The organism is Halomonas sp. 5021 (assembly GCF_036663435.1).
GTDB classification, from domain to species: domain Bacteria; phylum Pseudomonadota; class Gammaproteobacteria; order Pseudomonadales; family Halomonadaceae; genus Vreelandella; species Vreelandella janggokensis.
The window spans coordinates 183,609-203,148 of record NZ_JAXOVU010000005.1 but is presented as its reverse complement, the minus strand read 5'-3'; the positions used below and the strand labels follow the sequence as shown (position 1 = coordinate 203,148).

Here is a 19,540-nt window from a genome sequence, read left to right as displayed (position 1 = left end):
CTTCTTGTTTAAAACTAACCTTTATTAAAACTATTTTTTTAAAATTAATCTTTATTAAAATTAATCTTTTTTAAAACATAGTTTGTTTAAGCGCCTACTGCTTGAAAACGCTGGTGAAGTGGGACAATTCTTTTAGCTTTTCAAGCGGTAATTTGGAGGCCTGGGCATCCTGAGCCAACATCACGCCCTCTTTCAAGCTATCCGCCACGCCCGCGCAATACAGGGCCGCACCTGCATTCAGCGCGACCATGTCCGCCGCCGCACCGTCACCACTCAGCGCCGCTTTCACCAGCCGCAAGCTATCTTCCGCGCTGGTGGCCTTGAGCGTAGCCAGACTCTGGCGCTCGATGCCGAAGTCCTCGGGATTAATGGTGTACTGGGCAATCTCGCCGTCCTTAAGCTCTGCCACCTGGGTCGGGGCGGCCAACGAAATTTCATCCAGGCCGTCTTCGGAATGCACGACTAGCACGTGGCGACTGCCAAGCTTCTTCAGCACTTCCGCCATCAGCGGCACCAGCGACGGCGCATAGACACCCAACACTTGATTGGGCGCGCTGGCCGGGTTGGTCAGCGGCCCCAGAATATTGAACAGCGTGCGCACGCCCATTTCACGGCGTGGGCCAATGGCATGGCGCATCGCTGGGTGGTGGTTGGGGGCAAACATGAAACCGACACCTACTTGCTCGATACAGCGGGCAACCTGCTCAGATTTCAGGTCGAGGTAAATATCCGCCACGTCGAAAAGGTCGGCACTGCCAGACGACGATGAAACGCTGCGGTTGCCGTGCTTGGCCACATGGGCGCCAGCAGCGGCAGCGACAAAACTGGCGGCAGTGGAGACGTTAAACAGGTTGGCGCCATCGCCGCCGGTGCCGACGATATCCACGATGTGGTCGGCATCCAATTCAACCCGCTTCATCAAGTCTCGCATTACCTGGGCGGCAGCACTAATTTCAACTGCACTCTCGCCTTTCATGGCAAGCCCCACCAGCAGACCGCCAATCTGGGCATCGGACGCTTCACCGGTCATCATCTGGCGCATCAGCGCGTGCATGGCATCGAAAGAGAGGTCTTCGCGGCGCATCACCGCGTTAATTGCGTCTCGCATTTGCATGAACAGGAAAGCCCCTAAAGCTGTATTTCCGGCGATCAGCCGCGTTGTAAAAAGTTGGCCAGTAGCGCATGACCTTGACGGGTAAGGATGGATTCAGGGTGAAACTGAACGCCTTCGACATCGAGTTCGCGGTGTCGCAAGCCCATGATAACCCCTGGCGTAACGTCGTCATCAGCGGTCAATGCGGTTATCTCCAGGCAGTCGGGCAAGCGTTGCTTATCCACCACCAATGAATGGTAACGGGTCACTTCCAACGGGTTATCCAAGCCGGTAAACACCCCTTGGTTATCATGCTCTACCGCTGAGGTTTTACCATGCATGACCTCTGGGGCGCGCACCACATGGCCGCCGTAGACCTGTCCAATGGCCTGATGCCCGAGACACACCCCCAATATCGGCAGCGTGCCGGCAAAATGTTCAATGGCCGACAGGGAAATTCCGGCCTCATTGGGCGTACAGGGGCCTGGCGATATAACCAGATGGGTTGGCGAGAGTGCCGCCATCTGCTCAATGGTGATCTCGTCATTACGATGGGTCACGACCTCAGCGCCTAACTCGACCAGATACTGAACGATGTTAAACGTAAAGCTATCGTAATTGTCCAGCATAAGGACGCGCTTGGCGACCTTCACCTTTGCCATTGGCTGTCGACCCTTTAGGTAAAACGATCAGTAACAACTGCTTTACCACGATGATACCCCAACCCGGTGCGTCATTGCAGGGGTTAAGAAGGCGACCAGGAGACGTTGACGCCGGGCCACCCACAGGAACACGCTATGCTGTTAAGGTATAAGTTGCCAGCGCAGTGGTCACGTAGCGTTTGCGGGACGCCTCCCAGCTAACGGGAACTGGTATCGCGGTAGAACAATCTTTATTATCAGTCGCTTTTCAAGAGAGTCAGGAGCGTGGGATGCGTAACAATGTCATGAAATGGGGGCTGCTCTTGCTGGCATTGATGATCGCCAGCCCCTCGACAACGGCGCAAACCTCGCTTCGGGTGGTGGTGTCATTTTCGGTGATCGCTGATCTGGTCAAGCGAGTGGCGGGTGACGCTGCAAGCGTGGATGTGATCGTTCCTGCCGACGAAGACGTCCATCGTTGGGAGCTTACCCCGCCCAATGTGCTGGCATTGGAAGAAACCGATCTCGTGTTTTACAACGGCCTGGAATTAGAGCCCTGGCTGCGCGATGTAAAAGCCATTGTGGAAAATGATCTGCCCATGGTGGCCTTGGCCGAAAATGCAGATTACCCTGCGCTGCCGCTTACCTCTGGTCGCTATCAAGGCTACGCGAACCCCCACATGTGGATGGCCCCCGAGGGCGCCGCTGCTTATGTGGACGTTATCGCCGAAACCCTGTCAAAACATGCACCGGACCATGCTGACGCGTTCGATCAACGCGCCGCGGATCTCAAGCAGACACTGAAAGAGCTCGATGCCGATATTGAAGAGCGCCTGGGCGGCATTCCCCAGACGAACCGAACGCTTGTGACCAGTGAAGCAGGCCTTGCCTACTTCGCCGACGCCTACGCGTTCGAGTACGACGCTTTGTGGGGCGTCAATCACGAAACTCTGGGGACCCCGGCCGCGATGGCCCGCCTGCAGGCAAGGCTGGCCGAGAAGCGACCACCCGGCCTGTTTTTCGAGAGCACCACACCAAAGATTCACATGGACGCCCAGGCACGTTATGTCGGTCTTCCCCTGGCGGGGCCACTCTACGTGGACGCCCTCAGCGGCGGTGACGGACCGGCATCCAGCTACGCGGACATGCTGCGCCACAACGCCGAACAGTTGCATGCCACCCTGGGTGGTGCCAGAGAAGAAGACTAGGAGCCTGGCAGCTTCATATCAGGTGATCATCTCGGCGAGTGACGTCAGTACGGCATCAGGATCGCTGTGGCTGATCGGTTCGCCGTGATTATAGCCATAGGGCAACGCCAGGGTGGTAAAACCAGCGGCTTTACCCGCTGCGATATCATGTCGTGAATCCCCCACCATCACGCAATCGCCGGGGGGCACACCGCAGGCGTTAGCAGCGTACAGCAGCGGTAACGGGGAAGGCTTCTTCTCAGCCAGGGAATCACCGCCCAGGCACAGATTAAAGCAGGCGTTCAACTCGAAGTGGTCCAAAATAGGCGCAATAAAGCGCTCTGGCTTATTGGTGATCAGCACCAGGATATAGCCTGCTTCGCGGAGCGCCGTCAGTGCTTGCCCGACGTGAGGATATAAGGTGGTCAACTGATTGGGGGCCGCCGCATAATGGTGTAAAAACCCCGCGTAAGCACGCTCAAAAAGCCGGGCATCGGGTGGCGTGCCCAACGTCCAGGTTAATGCCCGCTCAACCAGCACGGCAGCGCCGTTTCCCACCCAGTCGCGAACGTTATCTGACGTTGGCATTGTCAATTTCTGGTCGGCCAGCGCATGGGCTACCGCGACCGTTAGATCGGGAACCGAATCGATGAGCGTGCCATCGAGGTCGAAGGCAATCATACGCTTGCCGTGAAGAAGTGGGTGCAAGTGACCATCCTTTCTACTTAAAAATCACCTAAAGCTGGCTCCAGGACGCGCCCTGAGACCGGCTTTGCTATATGAAACGCAGCTTACATTCGTCACTACCGCAAGAAACCTCTATGCTGAGTCTTATTTCAGTCAAGGAGTAAGACATGAGCCTTCCCACCATCGTGATCGTTGGCGGCGGTGCCGGCGGACTGGCCCTGGCAACTCAATTGGGACGTAAGCTTGGCAAGCCTGAGCGCGCCAATGTTGTCTTGCTTGACCGTAATACAACCCACGTCTGGAAGCCGTTGCTGCACGAATTGGCCACCGGGGTACTGAACTCCAGCATGGACGAAGTGGATTACCGCGGTCATTCGTCGGCGCATCATTATCGCTACCAGCGTGGCTCGCTGTCCGGCATTGATCGCCAGGCCAAGCAGCTGCACCTGGCCCCCATTGTGGATGAACAAGGCGAGGAGGTTCTCCCCGCAAGACAGCTAGGCTACGACTACCTGGTCATGGCCCTTGGCAGCGTATCCAACGACTTTGGCACGCCAGGGGTCGCCGAGCACTGCCATTTTATCGATTCGCCCCAGCAAGCCAAGGCGTTTCAGCGCGATATGATCAATACCTTCCTGCGCTACACGGACCCATCGCTGCGCCAGCATCCCCAACTGACCATCGGTATAGTGGGCGGTGGCGCTACCGGGGTGGAACTGGCCGCCGAACTGTTTGACGCCTCAAGGATGCTCAATGCCTACGGGGTGACCGCCACCGACCACCAGCAAATCAGCGTGCACCTGCTCGAGGCCGCACCGCGCTTGCTTCCGGGCCTGTCCGAACGCATCAGCCAGACCGTTCAGCAAGAGCTGGAAGGCATGGGCGTCACGGTCCACGTGGGGACTGCGATCAAAGAGGCCCAGGCTAGCTGCCTGGTTACCGGCGACGATGACGTGATCGAGACCGACCTCAACGTCTGGGCGGCGGGCATCAAGGCACCGCCGTTTCTCGCGGAGCAGGGACTTTCGACCAATAACAAAAACCAGATCAAGGTCGCTAAAACGCTTCAAAGCGTCGATGATCCGGCGATTTTTGCCCTGGGCGACTGTGCCGACTGCCCGCAGGGGGACGACAGCGCCGTACCCCCGCGTGCCCAGGCCGCTCACCAGCAGGCCAAACACCTGGTCAAGAACCTGGTCAATCAGCTGGAAGGCAAACCGCTCGCCGATTTTCGCTACCGGGATCACGGCTCGCTGGTGTCCCTTGCCCGTTACGATGCCGTCGGCAGCCTGATGCGCAGCTCTGCATCACGCGGGCTATTCCTGGAGGGTTGGCTGGCACGCCGTGCCTACGCGTCGCTCTACCGAATGCACCAGCTATCGATCCATGGCGCGCCCAAAACCGGCCTTGCCTGGCTGGTCGATAAGCTCAATCGTTACCTGAAACCCCGCATGAAGCTGCATTAATTAATTAAACCAAGCATTTAAATCAGGCACTGGCAATCGCTTCGCGCAACTGCCGAATCACGGAATCATAGCCGTGCGGGTCACTTTGCTGGTGGGCATTAAAGATCGCCGACCCGGCGACGAAGGTATCCGCCCCGGCAGCGGCGATATCGGCTATGTTATCGGCCTTGACGCCACCGTCGACTTCGAGGCGGATCGCGCGCCCTGACGCATCAATCCTCGCGCGCGCATCGCGCAGTTTATCCAGCGTACCGGGGATGAACGACTGCCCGCCAAAACCGGGGTTGACGCTCATCAGCAGCACCATGTCGACCTTATCCATGACGTAATCGAGATAGGAAAGCGGCGTTGCGGGGTTGAATACCAGCCCAGCTTTGCAGCCGCTGTCGCGTATCAGCTGCAGCGAGCGGTCAATGTGCTCGGAGGCTTCCGGGTGAAAGGTAATATAGCTGGCCCCCGCCTCGATAAAATCGCTGATCATTCGATCCACTGGCTTGACCATCAGATGCACATCAATGGGCGCTGTCACGCCGTGTTGGCGTAATGCCTTGCAGACCATCGGTCCGATGGTGAGATTGGGCACATAGTGGTTATCCATGACATCGAAGTGGACGATATCCGCTCCTGACGCGAGCACATTGTCCACTTCCTCTCCCAGGCGGGCGAAGTTGGCGGAAAGAATCGAGGGAGCAATTAAGCAATCACGCGCAGCGGTCATATCAACAATCCTGCTTTACCAAAGTGAGTAAACAACGGCCATTACCGCATTCAAGGGGTTGCATGTTACCAGAAGCGTCGCGCAGCGGGGTTTGTCAGGCATTGTCTTTAACATATATTCTAAAAAAGAATATAAAACAGAATTGTAATTCCACAATCACAGGTTTAAGCTTGCTAACTATATTATCAATACCAGATTGCCAACACTGGCTAAGTTATTAAGGAGCTTAGAATGTCATTTGTCGTTTTCCGTCGTAGCGTCTTGGCGTTGGCTATCGGCGCCACGCTTTCAAGCCCTGCCATTGCCCAGGAACGCGAACTGCTGAACTCCTCCTACGATATTGCCCGGGAGTTGTTTGCCGAGATCAACCCCAAGTTTGAAGCCTGGTGGGCAGAAGAACACGGTGAAGACGTTGAGGTCAGCCAATCCCACGGCGGTTCATCTGCCCAGGCACGCGCCATCATGCAAGGGTTGCGCGCTGACGTCGTGACGTTCAACCAGGTGACCGATGTCAACGTCCTCGCTGAGGCGGGCCTGGTTGATGAAGACTGGCAGGAGGCGCTGGACAACAACGCCTCGCCCTACTACTCCACCACGGCGTTTTTGGTGCGCAAGGATAACCCCAAGGACATCGAAAACTGGGACGACCTGGTGAACGAAGACGTTGAAATCGTTTTCCCCAACCCGAAAACGTCGGGCAACGGCCGCTATACCTACCTGGCCGCCTGGGGCTTTGCCGACGAGCAATTTGACGGCGACGAAGAGCAGATTCAGGACTTCATGCGTACCTTCCTCGCCAACGTGGAGGTCTTCGACACCGGCGGTCGCGGCGCGACGACCAGCTTTATCGAACGTGAGATCGGCGATGTGCTGATCAGCTTCGAGTCCGAGGTGAATAACATTCGCAAGGAATATGGCAGCGATGATTACGAAGTCATCGTGCCGCCTACCAGCATCCTTGCTGAGTTCCCCGTGGCCGTCGTAGGCGAAAATGCTGAGCGAAACGGTAACAGCGACCTGGCGCAAAGCTACCTGGAATATCTCTACCGTGAGGACACCCAGCGACTGCTGGCAGGCTTCAACTACCGTGTGCACCATGAGGCGGTGGTCGAGGAATTTGCCGATCAGTTCCCCGAAACCGACCTGCTGAAAGTTGAAGATGTTTTCGGTAGCTGGCCAGAAGCGATGGAAACGCACTTTGAAGGTGGCGGCATGCTGGACCAACTTCAGCGCCGCTAATTCTCTAATCCGCCGGACTGAGACATGAGCCACTTCGCCCTTCGACACTCCGGCAGCGCGCGCGTGCTGCCGGGTTTTGGTCTTTCCATGGGTATCAGCGTGCTGTTTATCTCGCTGGTACTGCTGCTGCCCATTACCGGGCTGTTTGGCCAACTCGCCGGACTGAGCTTCGCTGAATACTGGGCAATCATCACTGAAGGCCGCGTCGTCGCCAGTTACATGGTGACCATTGGGGCGGCCGCCGTCGCGGCGTTGGTCAATGCCGTCTTTGGCCTGCTGCTGGCCTGGGTGCTGGTCCGTTATGACTTCACCGGCAAGCGGCTGCTCGACGCGCTGATGGATTTGCCCTTCGCCTTACCTACAGCGGTGGCTGGCATTACCCTGGCAACGCTCTACGCGAGCAGTGGCTGGATGGGCGGTTGGCTGGAGTCACTGGGGTTTCAGGTTGCCTATACCTGGGTTGGCATTGCCCTGGCGATGGCGTTCACCAGCATCCCGTTTGTGGTCCGCACGGTACAACCCGTACTGGAGGACATGCCCGCTGAAGTCGACGAGGCGGCGATGTCACTGGGCGCCACTGACGGTGTCGCGTTTCGTCGGGTCATCATGCCCCACTTATGGCCGGCGCTGGTCACTGGCACGGGGCTTGCGTTTGTGCGCTCACTCGGCGAATTTGGCGCCATTATCTTTATCGCTGGCAATATGCCTTACGAAACCGAGATCACCGCGCTGATGATTTTCGTCAAGCTGCAGGAGTACGACTACGCGGGGGCTTCGGCAATCGCCTCGGTGGTGCTGTTTGTTTCGCTGACCCTGTTGCTTGCGATCAATGTCTGGCAGGGGCGCTTTATTCGTCGCTTGCATGGAGGTAAGGGGTAATGCGTCGAATTGGGGATGCACCACTGATCCGCCGCCTGCTGATTGCAGCGGCGGTGGGCCTATCGGGGCTATTTCTACTGCTGCCGCTGGTCGCCATTTTCGCTCAGGCCTTCTCGCAGGGTGTCAGCGTGTTCTGGTCAAACGTCAGTGACTTTTACACCCTGCACGCAATCGGCCTGACGCTGGGTATTGCCCTGCTGACAATTCCGGTCTGCCTGGTGTTCGGGGTGGCACTTGCCTGGCTGGTGACGCGCTTCAGCTTTCCTGGCCGTCGACTGCTACAAACGTTAATCGATATACCGTTCGCGGTATCTCCCGTCGTCGCCGGGCTTATCTACCTGCTGCTCTACGGGCGCAACGGCTGGATCGGCGGCTGGCTGGACAGCTACGATATTCAGTTGATGTTCGCCTGGCCGGGGATCCTGATGGTGACCATCTTTGTCACCTGCCCCTTTGTTGCCCGGGAACTGATTCCCTTGATGCAGGCCCAGGGCTCACGTGAAGAAGAGGCGGCCGTAACGCTCGGTGCATCGGGATGGACGACGTTTCGGCGCGTTACCCTGCCCAACATCCGCTGGGCACTACTTTACGGCATCATTCTCACCAACGCCCGCGCGGTGGGTGAGTTTGGAGCCGTCTCGGTGGTATCCGGGGCGATTCGTGGCCAGACCAACACCCTGCCCCTGCACCTTGAGCAGCTTTATCAGGATTATAACGCCGTGGGGGCTTTTGCCTGCGCGGCTCTACTCGCATTGATTGCCCTACTGACGCTCGCCGCCAAGGCCGGGCTGGAATGGCGCTCGTCGCGCCGGGAGGCATTTGCATGAGCATTCGCTTACACAATATCGCCAAGCACTTTGGCGCGACTCAAGCGCTGGAACCGATCAATCTGGATATCCAGGAAGGCGAACTGGTTGGTCTGCTAGGTCCTTCCGGCTCGGGTAAAACCACCCTGCTACGCATCATTGCAGGGCTTGAAAACGCCGACCAAACACCGACGCCCGGCAAGATTTTATTCGGCGAGCGCGATGTCACCCACGTGCATGTCCGTGACCGGCGGATTGGCTTCGTGTTTCAAAATTACGCCTTGTTCCGCCACATGAGCGTCTACGACAACGTCGCGTTTGGCTTGACTGTCATGCCGCGTGCGAAGCGGCCCTCTGCCCAGGACATCCGGGCCCGGGTGTATCGGCTGCTTGAAATGGTCAAACTCGAAGCCTTTGCCCACCGCTACCCGGCGCAGCTCTCCGGTGGACAGCAACAGCGCGTTTCACTGGCCCGTGCGCTCGCCGTCGAGCCGGATGTTCTACTGCTTGACGAGCCGTTTGGCGCGCTCGATGCCAAAGTACGCCAGGAGTTGCGCCGCTGGCTGCGTCATCTACACGAAGAGTTTAACTTCACCAGCGTGTTTGTGACCCACGATCAGGAGGAAGCCCTTGAGCTCTCTGACCGCGTCGTTGTAATGAGCAACGGGCGTATTGAGCAGATCGATACGCCGGAAACCCTCTACCGGGCACCCCAGAACCGCTTTGTGTTTGAGTTTCTCGGCGACGTCAATTACCTGGAAGGCAAGGTACACAACGGCACGCTTACCTGCGGCGACGCGCACCTGGCGGTGGACCTGCCGGATGGCGACGAAGAATTGTTGCTGCGGCCCCATGAGATTCGCCTGGCCGAGCAGCCCGCCCCGGAGAGCCACCTGCCAGTGACGATCACCGCGATTTCCCCCGTGGGCGCCGAAGTCCGGGTGGAGCTGGAAGCCGACTGGCTGGCAAAGCCCTGGCTGGCAACGGTGCGCCACGCCGATTTCAACCGGCTGGGATTACGCCGCGGCCAGCGGCTTTACGCCCACCCGAGGCATTGGCGACGCTTCCCCGACGCAACAGAAAACACGATGGCGAAAACTCAAGTCGCATAGTGAGTTGCACAGTCCGTCGGCTGCCCCGGACGGGGCAACCGACGTCAATAACAGGATTATGTTTTCTGACTCAAGCCTCAGAAACGCATCTGCCTGAAGGTCAAATTGACCCGCGGATCAGAGACTTTTTTGGTTTTGGGCAGGCTATGTAGCCAGTTTTTCTGGGTACTGCCTTTCATTATCAACAAGCTGCCGTGCTCAAGGCTCAGCGACACCCGTTCGCCGGTGACTTTATGTTTAAACGAGAATTTTCTGGCACTGCCTAGCGTCAATGACCCGATCGCCCCCTCTTCAACCAGCTCTTTTTCGCCATCGCTGTGCCACCCCATGCCTTCATCGCCCGAGCTGTAAAAATTACACAGGCACGAATTGAAGATATCGCCACTGCTGCTCTCCACCCGCTGCTTAATCTCGCGCAAGACGTCAGGCCACATCAACGCCGTCCTGGTATGCCCGGAGTACGTATAGGAGACGGGCTCATCCGCGTACCAGGCCATCTTCCTCTGGGTCACGATCTCTTTGCCAAACATGAACGCACGATCATGCGCCCAGCTAAGTTGATCAATACATTGCTCCAGATAACGATCCGCCGCGCCAGCATCCAGGATTTTTCCGTGGTAATAGGCTTCGCCGTCCTGCGGCAACAGGTTAATCAACTTCATTTCGTCATTTTCAAATAGATCGGTATACGTCATCACAACGCCTGGTTGGTGTCCATGGAGCGAAGCCAGCTTTGCACGGCCGAGAGTGGCTCACAGTCAGCGGTTAAAAACAACTTGGCAAACCCGCATCGTCTGATCATACCGCTGGCGCACTACCAGCGTTATACTGACGCTCTGATGACAGTTTCAACAACAGCGGAGAACTCCATGCTACGGCGTCATTTGCTCACTTTATCTGCCTCCTTGCTGGCCACTGTGTGGCTTGCGGGCTGTGCCAGCCCCCACTACCTGCAGCTTTCCCCGGAACGCACCGCCAACGTACCTTCAGTCGGTCAGGGGCAGGAAGTGACTGTCCTGGCGCAGGATGGTCGTGACAGCGAGGTGATCGGCAACCGTGCAGGCGGTGGCATGTCGACCGCGAAAATCACCGTCAACAGCCATGAAATCATCCCACGCTTGCAGCAGGAAGCCGAGCGGGCAGTCGCCGATATGGGCTTCACGCCCACCCGGCAAGCCGCCGACGGGCGTCCCAGCCTGACGCTGGAACTGGCAAGCCTTACCTATGTGCAGGGCAACAGCGACCAGCCATTGATCGACGAAGCTCGGATTGAAGGCGTGTTACGCGCCATCGCGCGCAATGACGGCACCACCTACACGGGCACCTACACCTCCAGGCGCACTCAGGAGTATGCGGTCAAGCCCGACAAGGATACCAACACGCGAATGGTTAACGACCTACTAAGCGATGCGCTGAATCGCGCCTTCAGTGACCAGGACCTTGGCCAACTGCTGGCCCGCTAACCCCTTTGACCATTACGTTAGTGCGTCAGAGGTTTTTATGGTTCCAGCGGCCCTCGACGCACTAAATGCCAAACGGTTTCCGTTATCCCGCGTGCATCCGGCTCGGTCTCTTCCAACAGCGACAACCGGAAATTGGGCGTCAACAGTGCCTCGACTTCCTCATGCGGGACGCTGTAAGGAGGGCCCCCGCCCTCTCCCTGGTGTGCCACACTCACCAGCAGCCCTTTGGCCCCCGGCGGCGTCAGTTGGGCAAGATGAAACGCATAACGCTGGCGCGTCGCTTCGGGCAGGGCGATTAGCGCGGCGCGGTCGTAAAACGCGCCGATTTCGCTTGCCTGCTGAATGTGCAAGTGAAAAAAATCGCCGCACCACAACTCGATATTGCCTTGGCGGCTGATGTTGAACCCCGCCTGTTGATAACGCGATACCGAAGTCGATGACTGGGCAAGAAACTGCTCGATTGCCTCAGGCGCCAGCTCAACACCCAGCACTGGATGCCCCGCTTCAGCAAGCCAACGCATATCCAGCGTTTTACCGCAGAGGGGAACCAGTACCTTGGCGCGGTCAGGCACGCCAAGCGATGGCCAGTAATGTGTCAGCGCGGGGTGGGGTTGGGGCAAATGAAAGCCAATACGCCCCTCCTGCCACCGGGCTCGCCAGAGATCCGTCATTTTTGGTCGCTCATACGCCCATTAAAACCAGCGATCGCGTTTTTTACGCCGACGTGGCAGGTGAGGCACGATAAGACCGACAACCAGGCCAGCACCGGCGACGCCTCCGCCATACATGAAGTAGCGCAGCAGCAGGTCCTCTTCCTGGGTATCAAGCCGTGCTTGCAGGGCGCGCACTTGCTCGCTCGACTCATCGACATTACTGCTCAGTTGGTCGTTACGCGTTTCCAGTTCATCAATGCGCTGCTGACGTGCTTCCAAGGTATCGCGCATGGTGGCCACGCGCTGCTCCCATTCTTCGTTGATACCGTCTAACTCATCGGTAAGCGCGGCCACCCGTGACTCGAGTTCTGGCAGCTGCTCGGTGGCACTGGGCGTTTCCTGGAGCTCATCGCTCAAAATCCATACGGTATCGCCGCCATCACCGCGCACGCGGGTGTAGTCGCCGCTAGTTTCAAGCACCTCAACCTGCTCGCCGGCATTCAGCGTCCCCACAATGCGGTAGCCATCCGTGGGGCCACTGCGTACATAGGTTGAAAGCTCATCACTTACCCAGGCCTCATTTTCCGGCTGGGCCACCCCATTGACACACCACACACTGACTAATACACCGGCGGCAACCGCCCGGTAACGATGACAAAATTGAGCTATCTGCATGACGTAATGTCCTGATTAAGTCACTGCCCTTCGGCAGCGCTAACGTGTCTAATCTCCGCGCGGTGGGAGTGAAAACGGACGAGGAAACTCCGCCACCTGCGCGTCGCTTTTAACGGCTTTCAAAGGTCCCTCACGCTCCACTTCATCAATGCGCACGATCGCGTTGAGCGGGAGGTAACTTCGCTTCACGCCTTCGAAGGTGCGCTGCAATTTTTCGCTCGCAGGGTCGATTACTACCCTCGAGGAATCTTCAAAGACAAACTCCTCGACTTCAATAAAGCCCCAGAGTTCGCTTTGGAATATCTCGCGCACGTATAAATCCCAAATTTCACCCTGCTGGTGCACCACCACTCGGTAAATTGGCTTGGCCGCCATCTTGGCCTTTTCCTCTTGCCGCTGGAACGTTAATTTAGCGGTGAAGCTTAACATATTCCCGTATGCAAGCGTTTGCCGTTCGGACAACCCTTCCATGGCCGAAACCTCCGCTTGTGTGTAGGGTAGTCAAGTCTGTTTGACTTTTTTGTCCTTCATCCAGAAGCAATCACCCATGCAAAGGGCCCAAACAGGAGCAATAGCGATCTTCCTGGCTGGTGCTTCAGTGCCATCACCCAAAGTATCCCGCTTGGTACCCACTGCGGTCTGGTCTACTTTAAGGGTGAGAATGCACATTCGCTTCGCGATCTACTAAAACATCAAGAAGATCTCGACTTCTATGTATAATCCCCGCTCACCCGGGACAAGGAGTCATCGTGACCACCGATCAACAGCCAGCGACGCAAGACGATAAATTTAACGGGCTGCTGACCAACTTTGACGACGCCGTGCACCTGCTGTCGCAAGCGCCTGCGTTATCAAAACCAGCGGAACTACCCCGCGTCTTGGACACAGCACGCGAACTTTTAATGCTGGACGGCGGCGCCCAAGCGCTCGAGCAGCGTGCGCAAGCATTTGAGGCGGCGGGCGTCTTCTTGGGTTCCGACTGGGAAACCCCCCAGTATCTGGTGCCAACCCTGACCACGTTTGCACTTAAAAGCACCGACCCCAACGTGGTGGTCATCGAGACGCTCAGCGAGATTCGTTTACTCGCCGTGGCAAAAGGTGGTTATGCGCACCCATTGGTATCGGAAGAATTTTCGCATCATTACCTGACCCAGGTCATCGCCATCAATCTATGGCTGCTGTTTACCGCGCCAAGCGAAGCTGAGCGTGAACAGCAGGGACGCCTGGCCGTTATTCCACGCCAACTCTTCCAGTATCTGGCGGAACGGATTGGTTACGAACACATCATCGACCAGTTGATTGACGAAATATGGCGCATTCTCAAGCAGCGCCCCATTCAGGTCGATTCCATCAAACAGATGATTACCCAAATCTCCCTGTGCCAGGCAAACCCCGAGATCGACCTGGGGGCCAGCGGCCAGGGGGCCGACAGGCTGGTAAGCTCGCTCTTCGGGCCAACCCAGGCGTGTCGCGAAGACCCAGGCATTGATATCTACCGCGAGCGGCTGGATGGCATGGACCAATCGGCTCTACAGGCTGAAGCAACCGGGTTCGCACGAGCCATGCACGACACCGGGCTGGTATCGCCCTACCACGCGGTCCTGCTGCGTCACTTGCTCGAAGAGGGTGATCATCTGGTGTCTGAAGCCTTCGGGCTCTCGTCAACCGGCCGTGATTGCCTGCTGTGTTACCGCGAGCTGGTTCATGCACTGATTCGCGGCAGCGTATATCCAGCCACGGCCCAGGCCGTCTACGGGCTGGCCCTGATGCTCGAGCGAGGGATTCTTTACCAGCCCCCGGTGGCACCGGCCATGTGGCGCCAGCTCAACCTGCCTCTTTCCGAATGGTCTCAGGCACGCCTGAATATTGCCTATGGCGAGATAGCGTCGCCAAGGGCTCGCCTGCTGGAAGGCGTGCTGTGCATGCTGGGCTTGCCGTTAGGTGTTGGTCAGGGCAATAACCCGACCTGTCAGTCGGCCCGCGCGTTATCAATGTGGGCTTACAATGACCCGGACTACTTGTTGCAGATGGTCACCTGGGCCGCACGGGATGACGAGATCATCATGCACTTCGAAGGCCAGGCCATCTCTTCGATGGCGAGTTTATCGGGCGTGGCTTCGGAGCTACCGATAGACCTTGACCCCGTTTCATTGATTGTGGTGCCGCATCTGGACCGTATCTACGCCGAAATGGGTCGACGTTGCATTAGCCGTGAAGGCGACCCCCACCGCTGGGTGAATCCGGAATTTCACGGCTGGTGGTCAGGCCGCGGCTTTCGTATCAATGTCGATGTGGCTACCGGCAAATTAGTCGACTTGAATGATTTTATTCGTCACTTCTACGCCTGCTACCACCCTTACTACAATGGCAACCAGCCGCTGATTCATCCGCAGCCTGCCGGTATTGCCGTCACCGACAGCGCCGCCCGTTTCATTGGCTGGCACGCCATCACCATCCTGCGCGCCTCACTTGATCCTAACGACGTGATGCGCATTTATTTTTACAATCCCAATAACGATAGCGGTCAGGATTGGGGGGATGGTGTAAAAGTCAGCACCGCGGGACACGGCGAACGCTTCGGCGAAGCCTCGCTGCCGTTTTCGCAATTTGTTTCGCGGCTGTATATTTATCACTTTGACCCGCTTGAACGCGGTGAACTGGCGACAGTCACCGAAGACGAGCTCGATACCGTTAAACGTTACCTGCAGCAAAGCTGGGGGGCCGAACGGCTACCCGCCACAGAGCTGCAAGCCAACGAAGGCCCTTACCACACCCCACCCAACGACACATGATGCGACTTGACCAACTGCTCGTCAGCCAGGGGCTGACGAGCTCGCGCACCCGCGCTCAGCGCCTTATCCGCAATGGCCGTGTCTCGCTTGATGAGACGACGCAGGCACTCACCAAACCCAGCGAAAAGTGGCCCGAAGATACCCGCCTGTACGTTGCCCCGGACCCTGAGGAGCGCTTCGTATCACGTGCCGGCCTCAAGCTGGAGGCCATGCTTGACGCACTTGAGCTCCGACTCGACGGACTGGGTGTCCTCGACGTCGGCCAGTCAACCGGGGGGTTCAGCGACTGTGCCTTGCAAGCCGGCGCGCGCCACGTGATTGGTGTCGAAGTCGGCCATGGCCAGTTAGATGCACGCCTTAGAAACGATCCACGGATCACCTGTCTGGAAGGCATCAATGCCCGCGCCATGCGCGGGGAAAAGACCCTGCAACAGGCGCTCGCCGAGCACCCCGTCGATTTGGCGGTCATGGACGTATCGTTTATTTCGCAAACCTTGATCCTGCCTGAAATAGCCGCCCTGCTGCCGCGCCACGGACGGCTAATTTCTCTGGTAAAACCGCAGTTCGAGCTGACACCGAAAGCACTGGACAAACGCGGCGTGGTCCGCGATGACGCGAATTATCATGACGTTGAGGAACGCTTAAGGAAAGCATGCCAGTCACTGGGGTTCACCGTCCAACATTGGCAAATCAGTCCGATTACCGGCGGCGACGGTAACCGCGAGTTTCTGCTTTACGCGCAAAAAACCGACTAGTCATTGGAAGTTCCCGGAGACGGCTTTAGCGTTTCCACTTTCACCGACTCCCCCGACGCCCGGTGCAGCCAGACATCCATTTGCTCAAAGGCAATGCGTACGCCCGCTTCGCGGAACAGCGCATCCACCCGGCAATTGATCTCATCGGCGGCAAACAGTCGATCCAGCAGATCGTTGACAAAGATACGCAGTTCAAAGTTGAGGCTATGGGGCCCATAGCTCATGCAGAATACCTGCGGCTCGGGATCGGCAAGCACACGGACATTTTCATCCGCCGCTTGGCGCAACAAGCGGTGTACCGTCGCCAGATCTGAGCCATGGACCACGCCGTAGGTCAGCACCACGCGGGTCACGTTGTCGGAGAGCGACCAGTTGATCAATTGATCGGTCACGAAGGTTTTATTGGGAATGATGATCTCTTTGCGATCAAAATCGGTCACGGTCGTCGCACGTATGCGAATACGGCTCACCGTGCCGTGCAGATTACCCAGGGTGATGGTATCGCCAATCCGGATGGGGCGTTCGAACAGGATAATCAGACCGGAGATAAAGTTGGCAAAGATCTCCTGCAGCCCAAACCCCAGGCCCACACTCAAGGCCGCTACCAGCCATTGTAATTTGTCCCATGACACGCCCAGCGTGCCCAAGGCCGACACGATACCGGTCCCGACAATGGTGTACGACAGCAAGGAAGTGATCGCATAGGCACTGCCCTGCTTTAACGTCAGGCGGGAAAGCACCATGACCTCCAGCAACCCCGGCAGATTGCGTGCCAGAATAAACGTCAGTGCCACCACCAGCAGGGCACCCGACAGGTCGGAAATCGACAGCGCACTATCGACCAATTCGCCATCGGTGTTCTCCCATAGCGATACCTGATCCAGATAGCTCAGCACTGAGAGCAGGTCTGCCCAGACCAGATACAGCAAGCCACTGAAGGCAACCAGTAAAATCAGTTTGGAAAGGCGTAGCGACTGAGTATTGATCTGTTCCATGTCCAGCGGCGGCTCTTCTACGACTTCCAGACCGCCTTCGGCACCCTCCTGAACCTGGGCGCGTCGCCTTGCCAGTGCACGCCGATAAGCCAGGCGCCTTGCCGCCACGGCCAAACTACGCACCACTGTGGCTTCTACCACCACCCACAAGCCCAGTAGGTAGAGCGTGGCAACAAAGCGACCCACCAGCCTCAGCGCCGTGTATTCATATCCCCATACCACCAGCCCCAGCAAGACGATAGGCACTGCCGACATGGCCAAACCGAGTAGCAGGCGAAACAGGCGAACGCCAAAAATGGGCACATGGGCCAGGATCAACCTGGCCAAGCACACGCTCATTGCCAGCAGCCCCAAGGTTAACAGTCCCATGGCAACCGGCCGCTGGGCGAGCGGCGTCTGAAGATTGTCGGCCAGTGTTGAAATGGCAATCACCGGTACCAGCGCCACCCCTAGCCCCGCCAGTAAACGCCGCAGTTGGGCGTTATAAGCAGGCGACCAGGTAAAGTGTTGCTCGGCCACGCCATCCGCCACCAACAGCCGTCTCCCCCAGGCGACAACAACCCAGCTCAACGCCAACTGCAATAAGGCAGGAGCCAGGTTCGCCGCCAGCAGACTCTCGGTAGCGCCCAGTGCCACCCCCACTCCCGCCAGTGCCAACGGCCCTGGCATCGCCAGCAAGGCATTCAGAAAAACGGCTCTGGGCGTATGCAGCTGGGTGTCGCTCTTTAGTCGTCCAATTTGGCCGTGTAGTGTCGCCAGGCGCTTCTTGATCCGGCGGCGTAGAACGGCCAGCAAAAGTCCAGCGGCAAAAAAAGGAACACCGCTCAACATTTCCCAATCCGGTGACGGCCAGCGATTCGGCAAAGCAGCGCGCCACTCGCCTTCCTGCCACTCGATGCGTAGATGTTGAGGTAACTGCCGGAGCCAGTTAACGTCCAGTGGTCGGCTATTGGCCACCCAGAACAACTGCTCGTCAATGGTACTGCGCAACGCTTGGGTAGTGGCCAACAACTGCTGTTGATTAAGCTGTAGCTCGACGGCAGCGCTTAGCAACCGTCCATAGACCTCTTCAAGCTCATCGACCAATTCGCGGCGTGACTGGTAGAGCCTTGACAGCGTATTGATCAGCGCGGGGGTCGGTTCGACATTGGCATCCTTGAGACGTTGCCTGGCCAACTGCTCAGCCTGACGTAGCTGGTCGCGCTGGCGAACCAGATCGAACTGTTTGAGACGCAAGTCGGCAATCTCATCCTGCAAATCGCGACGAGGTTGGACATTAGGCAACGACTGGCGCTGCTCGCGTAGTATCCGTGACAGCAACTGGCTGCCGCGAATCGCCTCTATCTGCTCGTTCAAACTACGCTGTAGTTGGCGCACATGTTCAAGCTGGCGCTGGGCATCGATATTGTCGCGCACCAGGCTGTTATCCCGCTCACCCGCCTGCAATAACGCCAGACTAAGCGATTGGTTACGCTGCTGAGCCTGCACCACAACAGGGTGTCCAGCCGCAATCAGGGGATCTGTCTGGGCAGCATCGGCAATCGCCTGTTCTGATGCCAGCCGTCGCTCCCTATCTATAACGTTTTGCAGCAAATTAAGCCGCTGCTCCTGTTGATCAATTTTCAGCATCAACAGGTCCCGACGCTGCTGGGCAAGATCACGCAACCGTCCATTGGCGCTCAGCTGGCGCTGATAAAGAGCCACCTCACGATCGGCGACGGCCCGCTCAAGACGCAGTTGAATCATGCGGGCATCATTCAGGGCGGATAGCTGACGATCCCCCAGCAGTGTTTCACGTTCAGTGGCGTCACGGCGCAGCGACTCCATGCGCTCAAGCGTGACGGCCATGGATTGCTGGGCGCGTTCGGGCAACGTTTGAGCCGTCAGAAATTGCGAATTCACTTCCGCAAGCTGGCTCTGAAGCTGCTGGAGCTGGGTCAGCGCCTCTGCCTGCTCGGATTCCAGTGCGGCCAAGGGTAAGTTGCTGAGCTCATCGATCGATGGCATGTCATCGCTATCTTCAGTCTCAGCGAGCTCACGCTCGACGGCAATCAGCGCATCAGGCGCCTGGCTTACCCGCTCCTCCAGCTCCGCGAGCTGCTGTTCGATGGCATCCAGCCGCTCGTAAGCCTCCAATGCGGCGATCAACGCTTGTTGATCCAGCGCCTGCTGAGGGTTTAATGTTTCCTGAGATTCAAGCTGATCAAGCCGTTCCTGGAGAGAGGCTTCGTCGGGCACATCGTCCACCGTCGCCGCTTTCAAGGCAACGCTACAAAATAGTAGCATCAGGACCAACAACCCTTTCATTGCCAAACGGAAGACGAATTTCTCCACAGCGCTATGCCTCGCTAACGCATCAGTATTGAGCTTGGCTATTGT

Annotated in this window: 18 protein-coding genes; 9 read left to right on the top strand and 9 right to left on the bottom strand. The window is 57.6% G+C overall.

What is annotated here, in order from left to right; translation table 11 throughout:
- Positions 1–94 precede the first annotated feature (94 nt).
- Together trpD and R3F64_RS10870 are read right to left on the bottom strand one after the other, a co-directional pair.
- A complete protein-coding gene (gene trpD / locus R3F64_RS10875; RefSeq protein ID WP_332611395.1) occupies positions 95–1,114 on the bottom strand; it encodes an anthranilate phosphoribosyltransferase in 1,020 nt (339 codons plus the stop codon).
- Between the two features lie 35 nt (positions 1,115–1,149).
- Complete coding sequence (locus R3F64_RS10870; protein WP_085917454.1) at positions 1,150–1,755, bottom strand: anthranilate synthase component II; 606 nt, start codon at positions 1,753–1,755, stop codon at positions 1,150–1,152.
- A 269-nt stretch (positions 1,756–2,024) separates the two neighbouring features.
- On the opposite strand from R3F64_RS10870, the gene R3F64_RS10865 reads away from it, so the two are divergent.
- On the top strand, positions 2,025–2,942 hold the full coding sequence (locus R3F64_RS10865) for a metal ABC transporter solute-binding protein, Zn/Mn family (protein ID WP_332611392.1): 918 nt from the start codon (positions 2,025–2,027) through the stop codon (positions 2,940–2,942).
- A gap of 18 nt (positions 2,943–2,960) precedes the next feature.
- Here R3F64_RS10865 and R3F64_RS10860 read toward each other — a convergent pair whose 3' ends face one another.
- On the bottom strand, positions 2,961–3,629 hold the full coding sequence (locus R3F64_RS10860) for a phosphoglycolate phosphatase (RefSeq protein ID WP_264826323.1): 669 nt from the start codon (positions 3,627–3,629) through the stop codon (positions 2,961–2,963).
- A gap of 146 nt (positions 3,630–3,775) precedes the next feature.
- On the opposite strand from R3F64_RS10860, the gene R3F64_RS10855 reads away from it, so the two are divergent.
- A complete protein-coding gene (locus R3F64_RS10855) occupies positions 3,776–5,074 on the top strand; it encodes an NAD(P)/FAD-dependent oxidoreductase (RefSeq protein WP_199285067.1) in 1,299 nt (432 codons plus the stop codon).
- A gap of 22 nt (positions 5,075–5,096) precedes the next feature.
- Here the strand turns inward: R3F64_RS10855 and rpe are convergent, their stop codons facing one another.
- Complete coding sequence (rpe, locus tag R3F64_RS10850) at positions 5,097–5,792, bottom strand: ribulose-phosphate 3-epimerase (protein ID WP_085917450.1); 696 nt, start codon at positions 5,790–5,792, stop codon at positions 5,097–5,099.
- Between the two features lie 231 nt (positions 5,793–6,023).
- Between rpe and cysP the strand changes: the two genes are divergently transcribed.
- The 4 genes from cysP to R3F64_RS10830 are packed head-to-tail and all read left to right on the top strand — an operon-like array spanning position 6,024 to position 9,828.
- A complete protein-coding gene (gene cysP, locus R3F64_RS10845; protein WP_085917449.1) occupies positions 6,024–7,031 on the top strand; it encodes a thiosulfate ABC transporter substrate-binding protein CysP in 1,008 nt (335 codons plus the stop codon).
- Between the two features lie 24 nt (positions 7,032–7,055).
- Entirely contained in the window at positions 7,056–7,910 is an 855-nt protein-coding gene (gene cysT, locus R3F64_RS10840; protein ID WP_264826324.1) for a sulfate ABC transporter permease subunit CysT, read from the top strand.
- Positions 7,910–8,737 carry a sulfate ABC transporter permease subunit CysW gene (gene cysW / locus R3F64_RS10835; RefSeq protein WP_085917447.1) on the top strand — a complete coding sequence of 276 codons (828 nt, stop codon included), beginning with the start codon at positions 7,910–7,912 and terminating at the stop codon, positions 8,735–8,737. Before cysT ends, cysW begins: the two co-directional genes overlap by 1 nt.
- Entirely contained in the window at positions 8,734–9,828 is a 1,095-nt protein-coding gene (locus R3F64_RS10830; protein WP_085917446.1) for a sulfate/molybdate ABC transporter ATP-binding protein, read from the top strand. Before cysW ends, R3F64_RS10830 begins: the two co-directional genes overlap by 4 nt.
- Before the next feature lie 77 nt (positions 9,829–9,905).
- Here R3F64_RS10830 and R3F64_RS10825 read toward each other — a convergent pair whose 3' ends face one another.
- On the bottom strand, positions 9,906–10,523 hold the full coding sequence (locus R3F64_RS10825) for an alpha-ketoglutarate-dependent dioxygenase AlkB family protein (protein ID WP_085917445.1): 618 nt from the start codon (positions 10,521–10,523) through the stop codon (positions 9,906–9,908).
- A gap of 174 nt (positions 10,524–10,697) precedes the next feature.
- Between R3F64_RS10825 and R3F64_RS10820 the strand changes: the two genes are divergently transcribed.
- Positions 10,698–11,291 (top strand): YajG family lipoprotein, encoded by a 594-nt coding sequence (locus R3F64_RS10820; protein ID WP_085917524.1) that lies wholly within the window; start codon positions 10,698–10,700, stop codon positions 11,289–11,291.
- A 35-nt stretch (positions 11,292–11,326) separates the two neighbouring features.
- On the opposite strand, the gene R3F64_RS10815 is transcribed toward R3F64_RS10820, so the two are convergent.
- The 3 genes from R3F64_RS10815 to R3F64_RS10805 are packed head-to-tail and all read right to left on the bottom strand — an operon-like array spanning position 11,327 to position 12,994.
- Positions 11,327–11,962 carry a thiopurine S-methyltransferase gene (locus R3F64_RS10815; protein ID WP_332611384.1) on the bottom strand — a complete coding sequence of 212 codons (636 nt, stop codon included), beginning with the start codon at positions 11,960–11,962 and terminating at the stop codon, positions 11,327–11,329.
- A gap of 21 nt (positions 11,963–11,983) precedes the next feature.
- Positions 11,984–12,619, bottom strand: coding sequence for a TIGR04211 family SH3 domain-containing protein (locus tag R3F64_RS10810; RefSeq protein ID WP_085917443.1), 636 nt, complete (start codon positions 12,617–12,619; stop codon positions 11,984–11,986).
- Between the two features lie 48 nt (positions 12,620–12,667).
- Complete coding sequence (locus tag R3F64_RS10805) at positions 12,668–12,994, bottom strand: DUF1820 family protein (protein ID WP_085917523.1); 327 nt, start codon at positions 12,992–12,994, stop codon at positions 12,668–12,670.
- A gap of 374 nt (positions 12,995–13,368) precedes the next feature.
- Here R3F64_RS10805 and R3F64_RS10800 point away from each other — a divergent pair, with 374 nt between their 5' ends.
- The gene (locus R3F64_RS10800; RefSeq protein ID WP_085917442.1) at positions 13,369–15,411 is read left to right on the top strand and encodes a hypothetical protein; all 2,043 of its coding nucleotides are present in this window, start codon (positions 13,369–13,371) and stop codon (positions 15,409–15,411) included.
- A complete protein-coding gene (locus R3F64_RS10795; protein ID WP_085917441.1) occupies positions 15,408–16,166 on the top strand; it encodes a TlyA family RNA methyltransferase in 759 nt (252 codons plus the stop codon). The genes R3F64_RS10800 and R3F64_RS10795 overlap by 4 nt, the downstream gene beginning before the upstream one ends.
- Here the strand turns inward: R3F64_RS10795 and mscK are convergent.
- Complete coding sequence (mscK, locus tag R3F64_RS10790) at positions 16,163–19,495, bottom strand: mechanosensitive channel MscK (RefSeq protein WP_309782745.1); 3,333 nt, start codon at positions 19,493–19,495, stop codon at positions 16,163–16,165. The two genes, R3F64_RS10795 and mscK, sit on opposite strands and share 4 nt — an antisense overlap.
- Between the last annotated feature and the right edge of the window lie 45 nt (positions 19,496–19,540).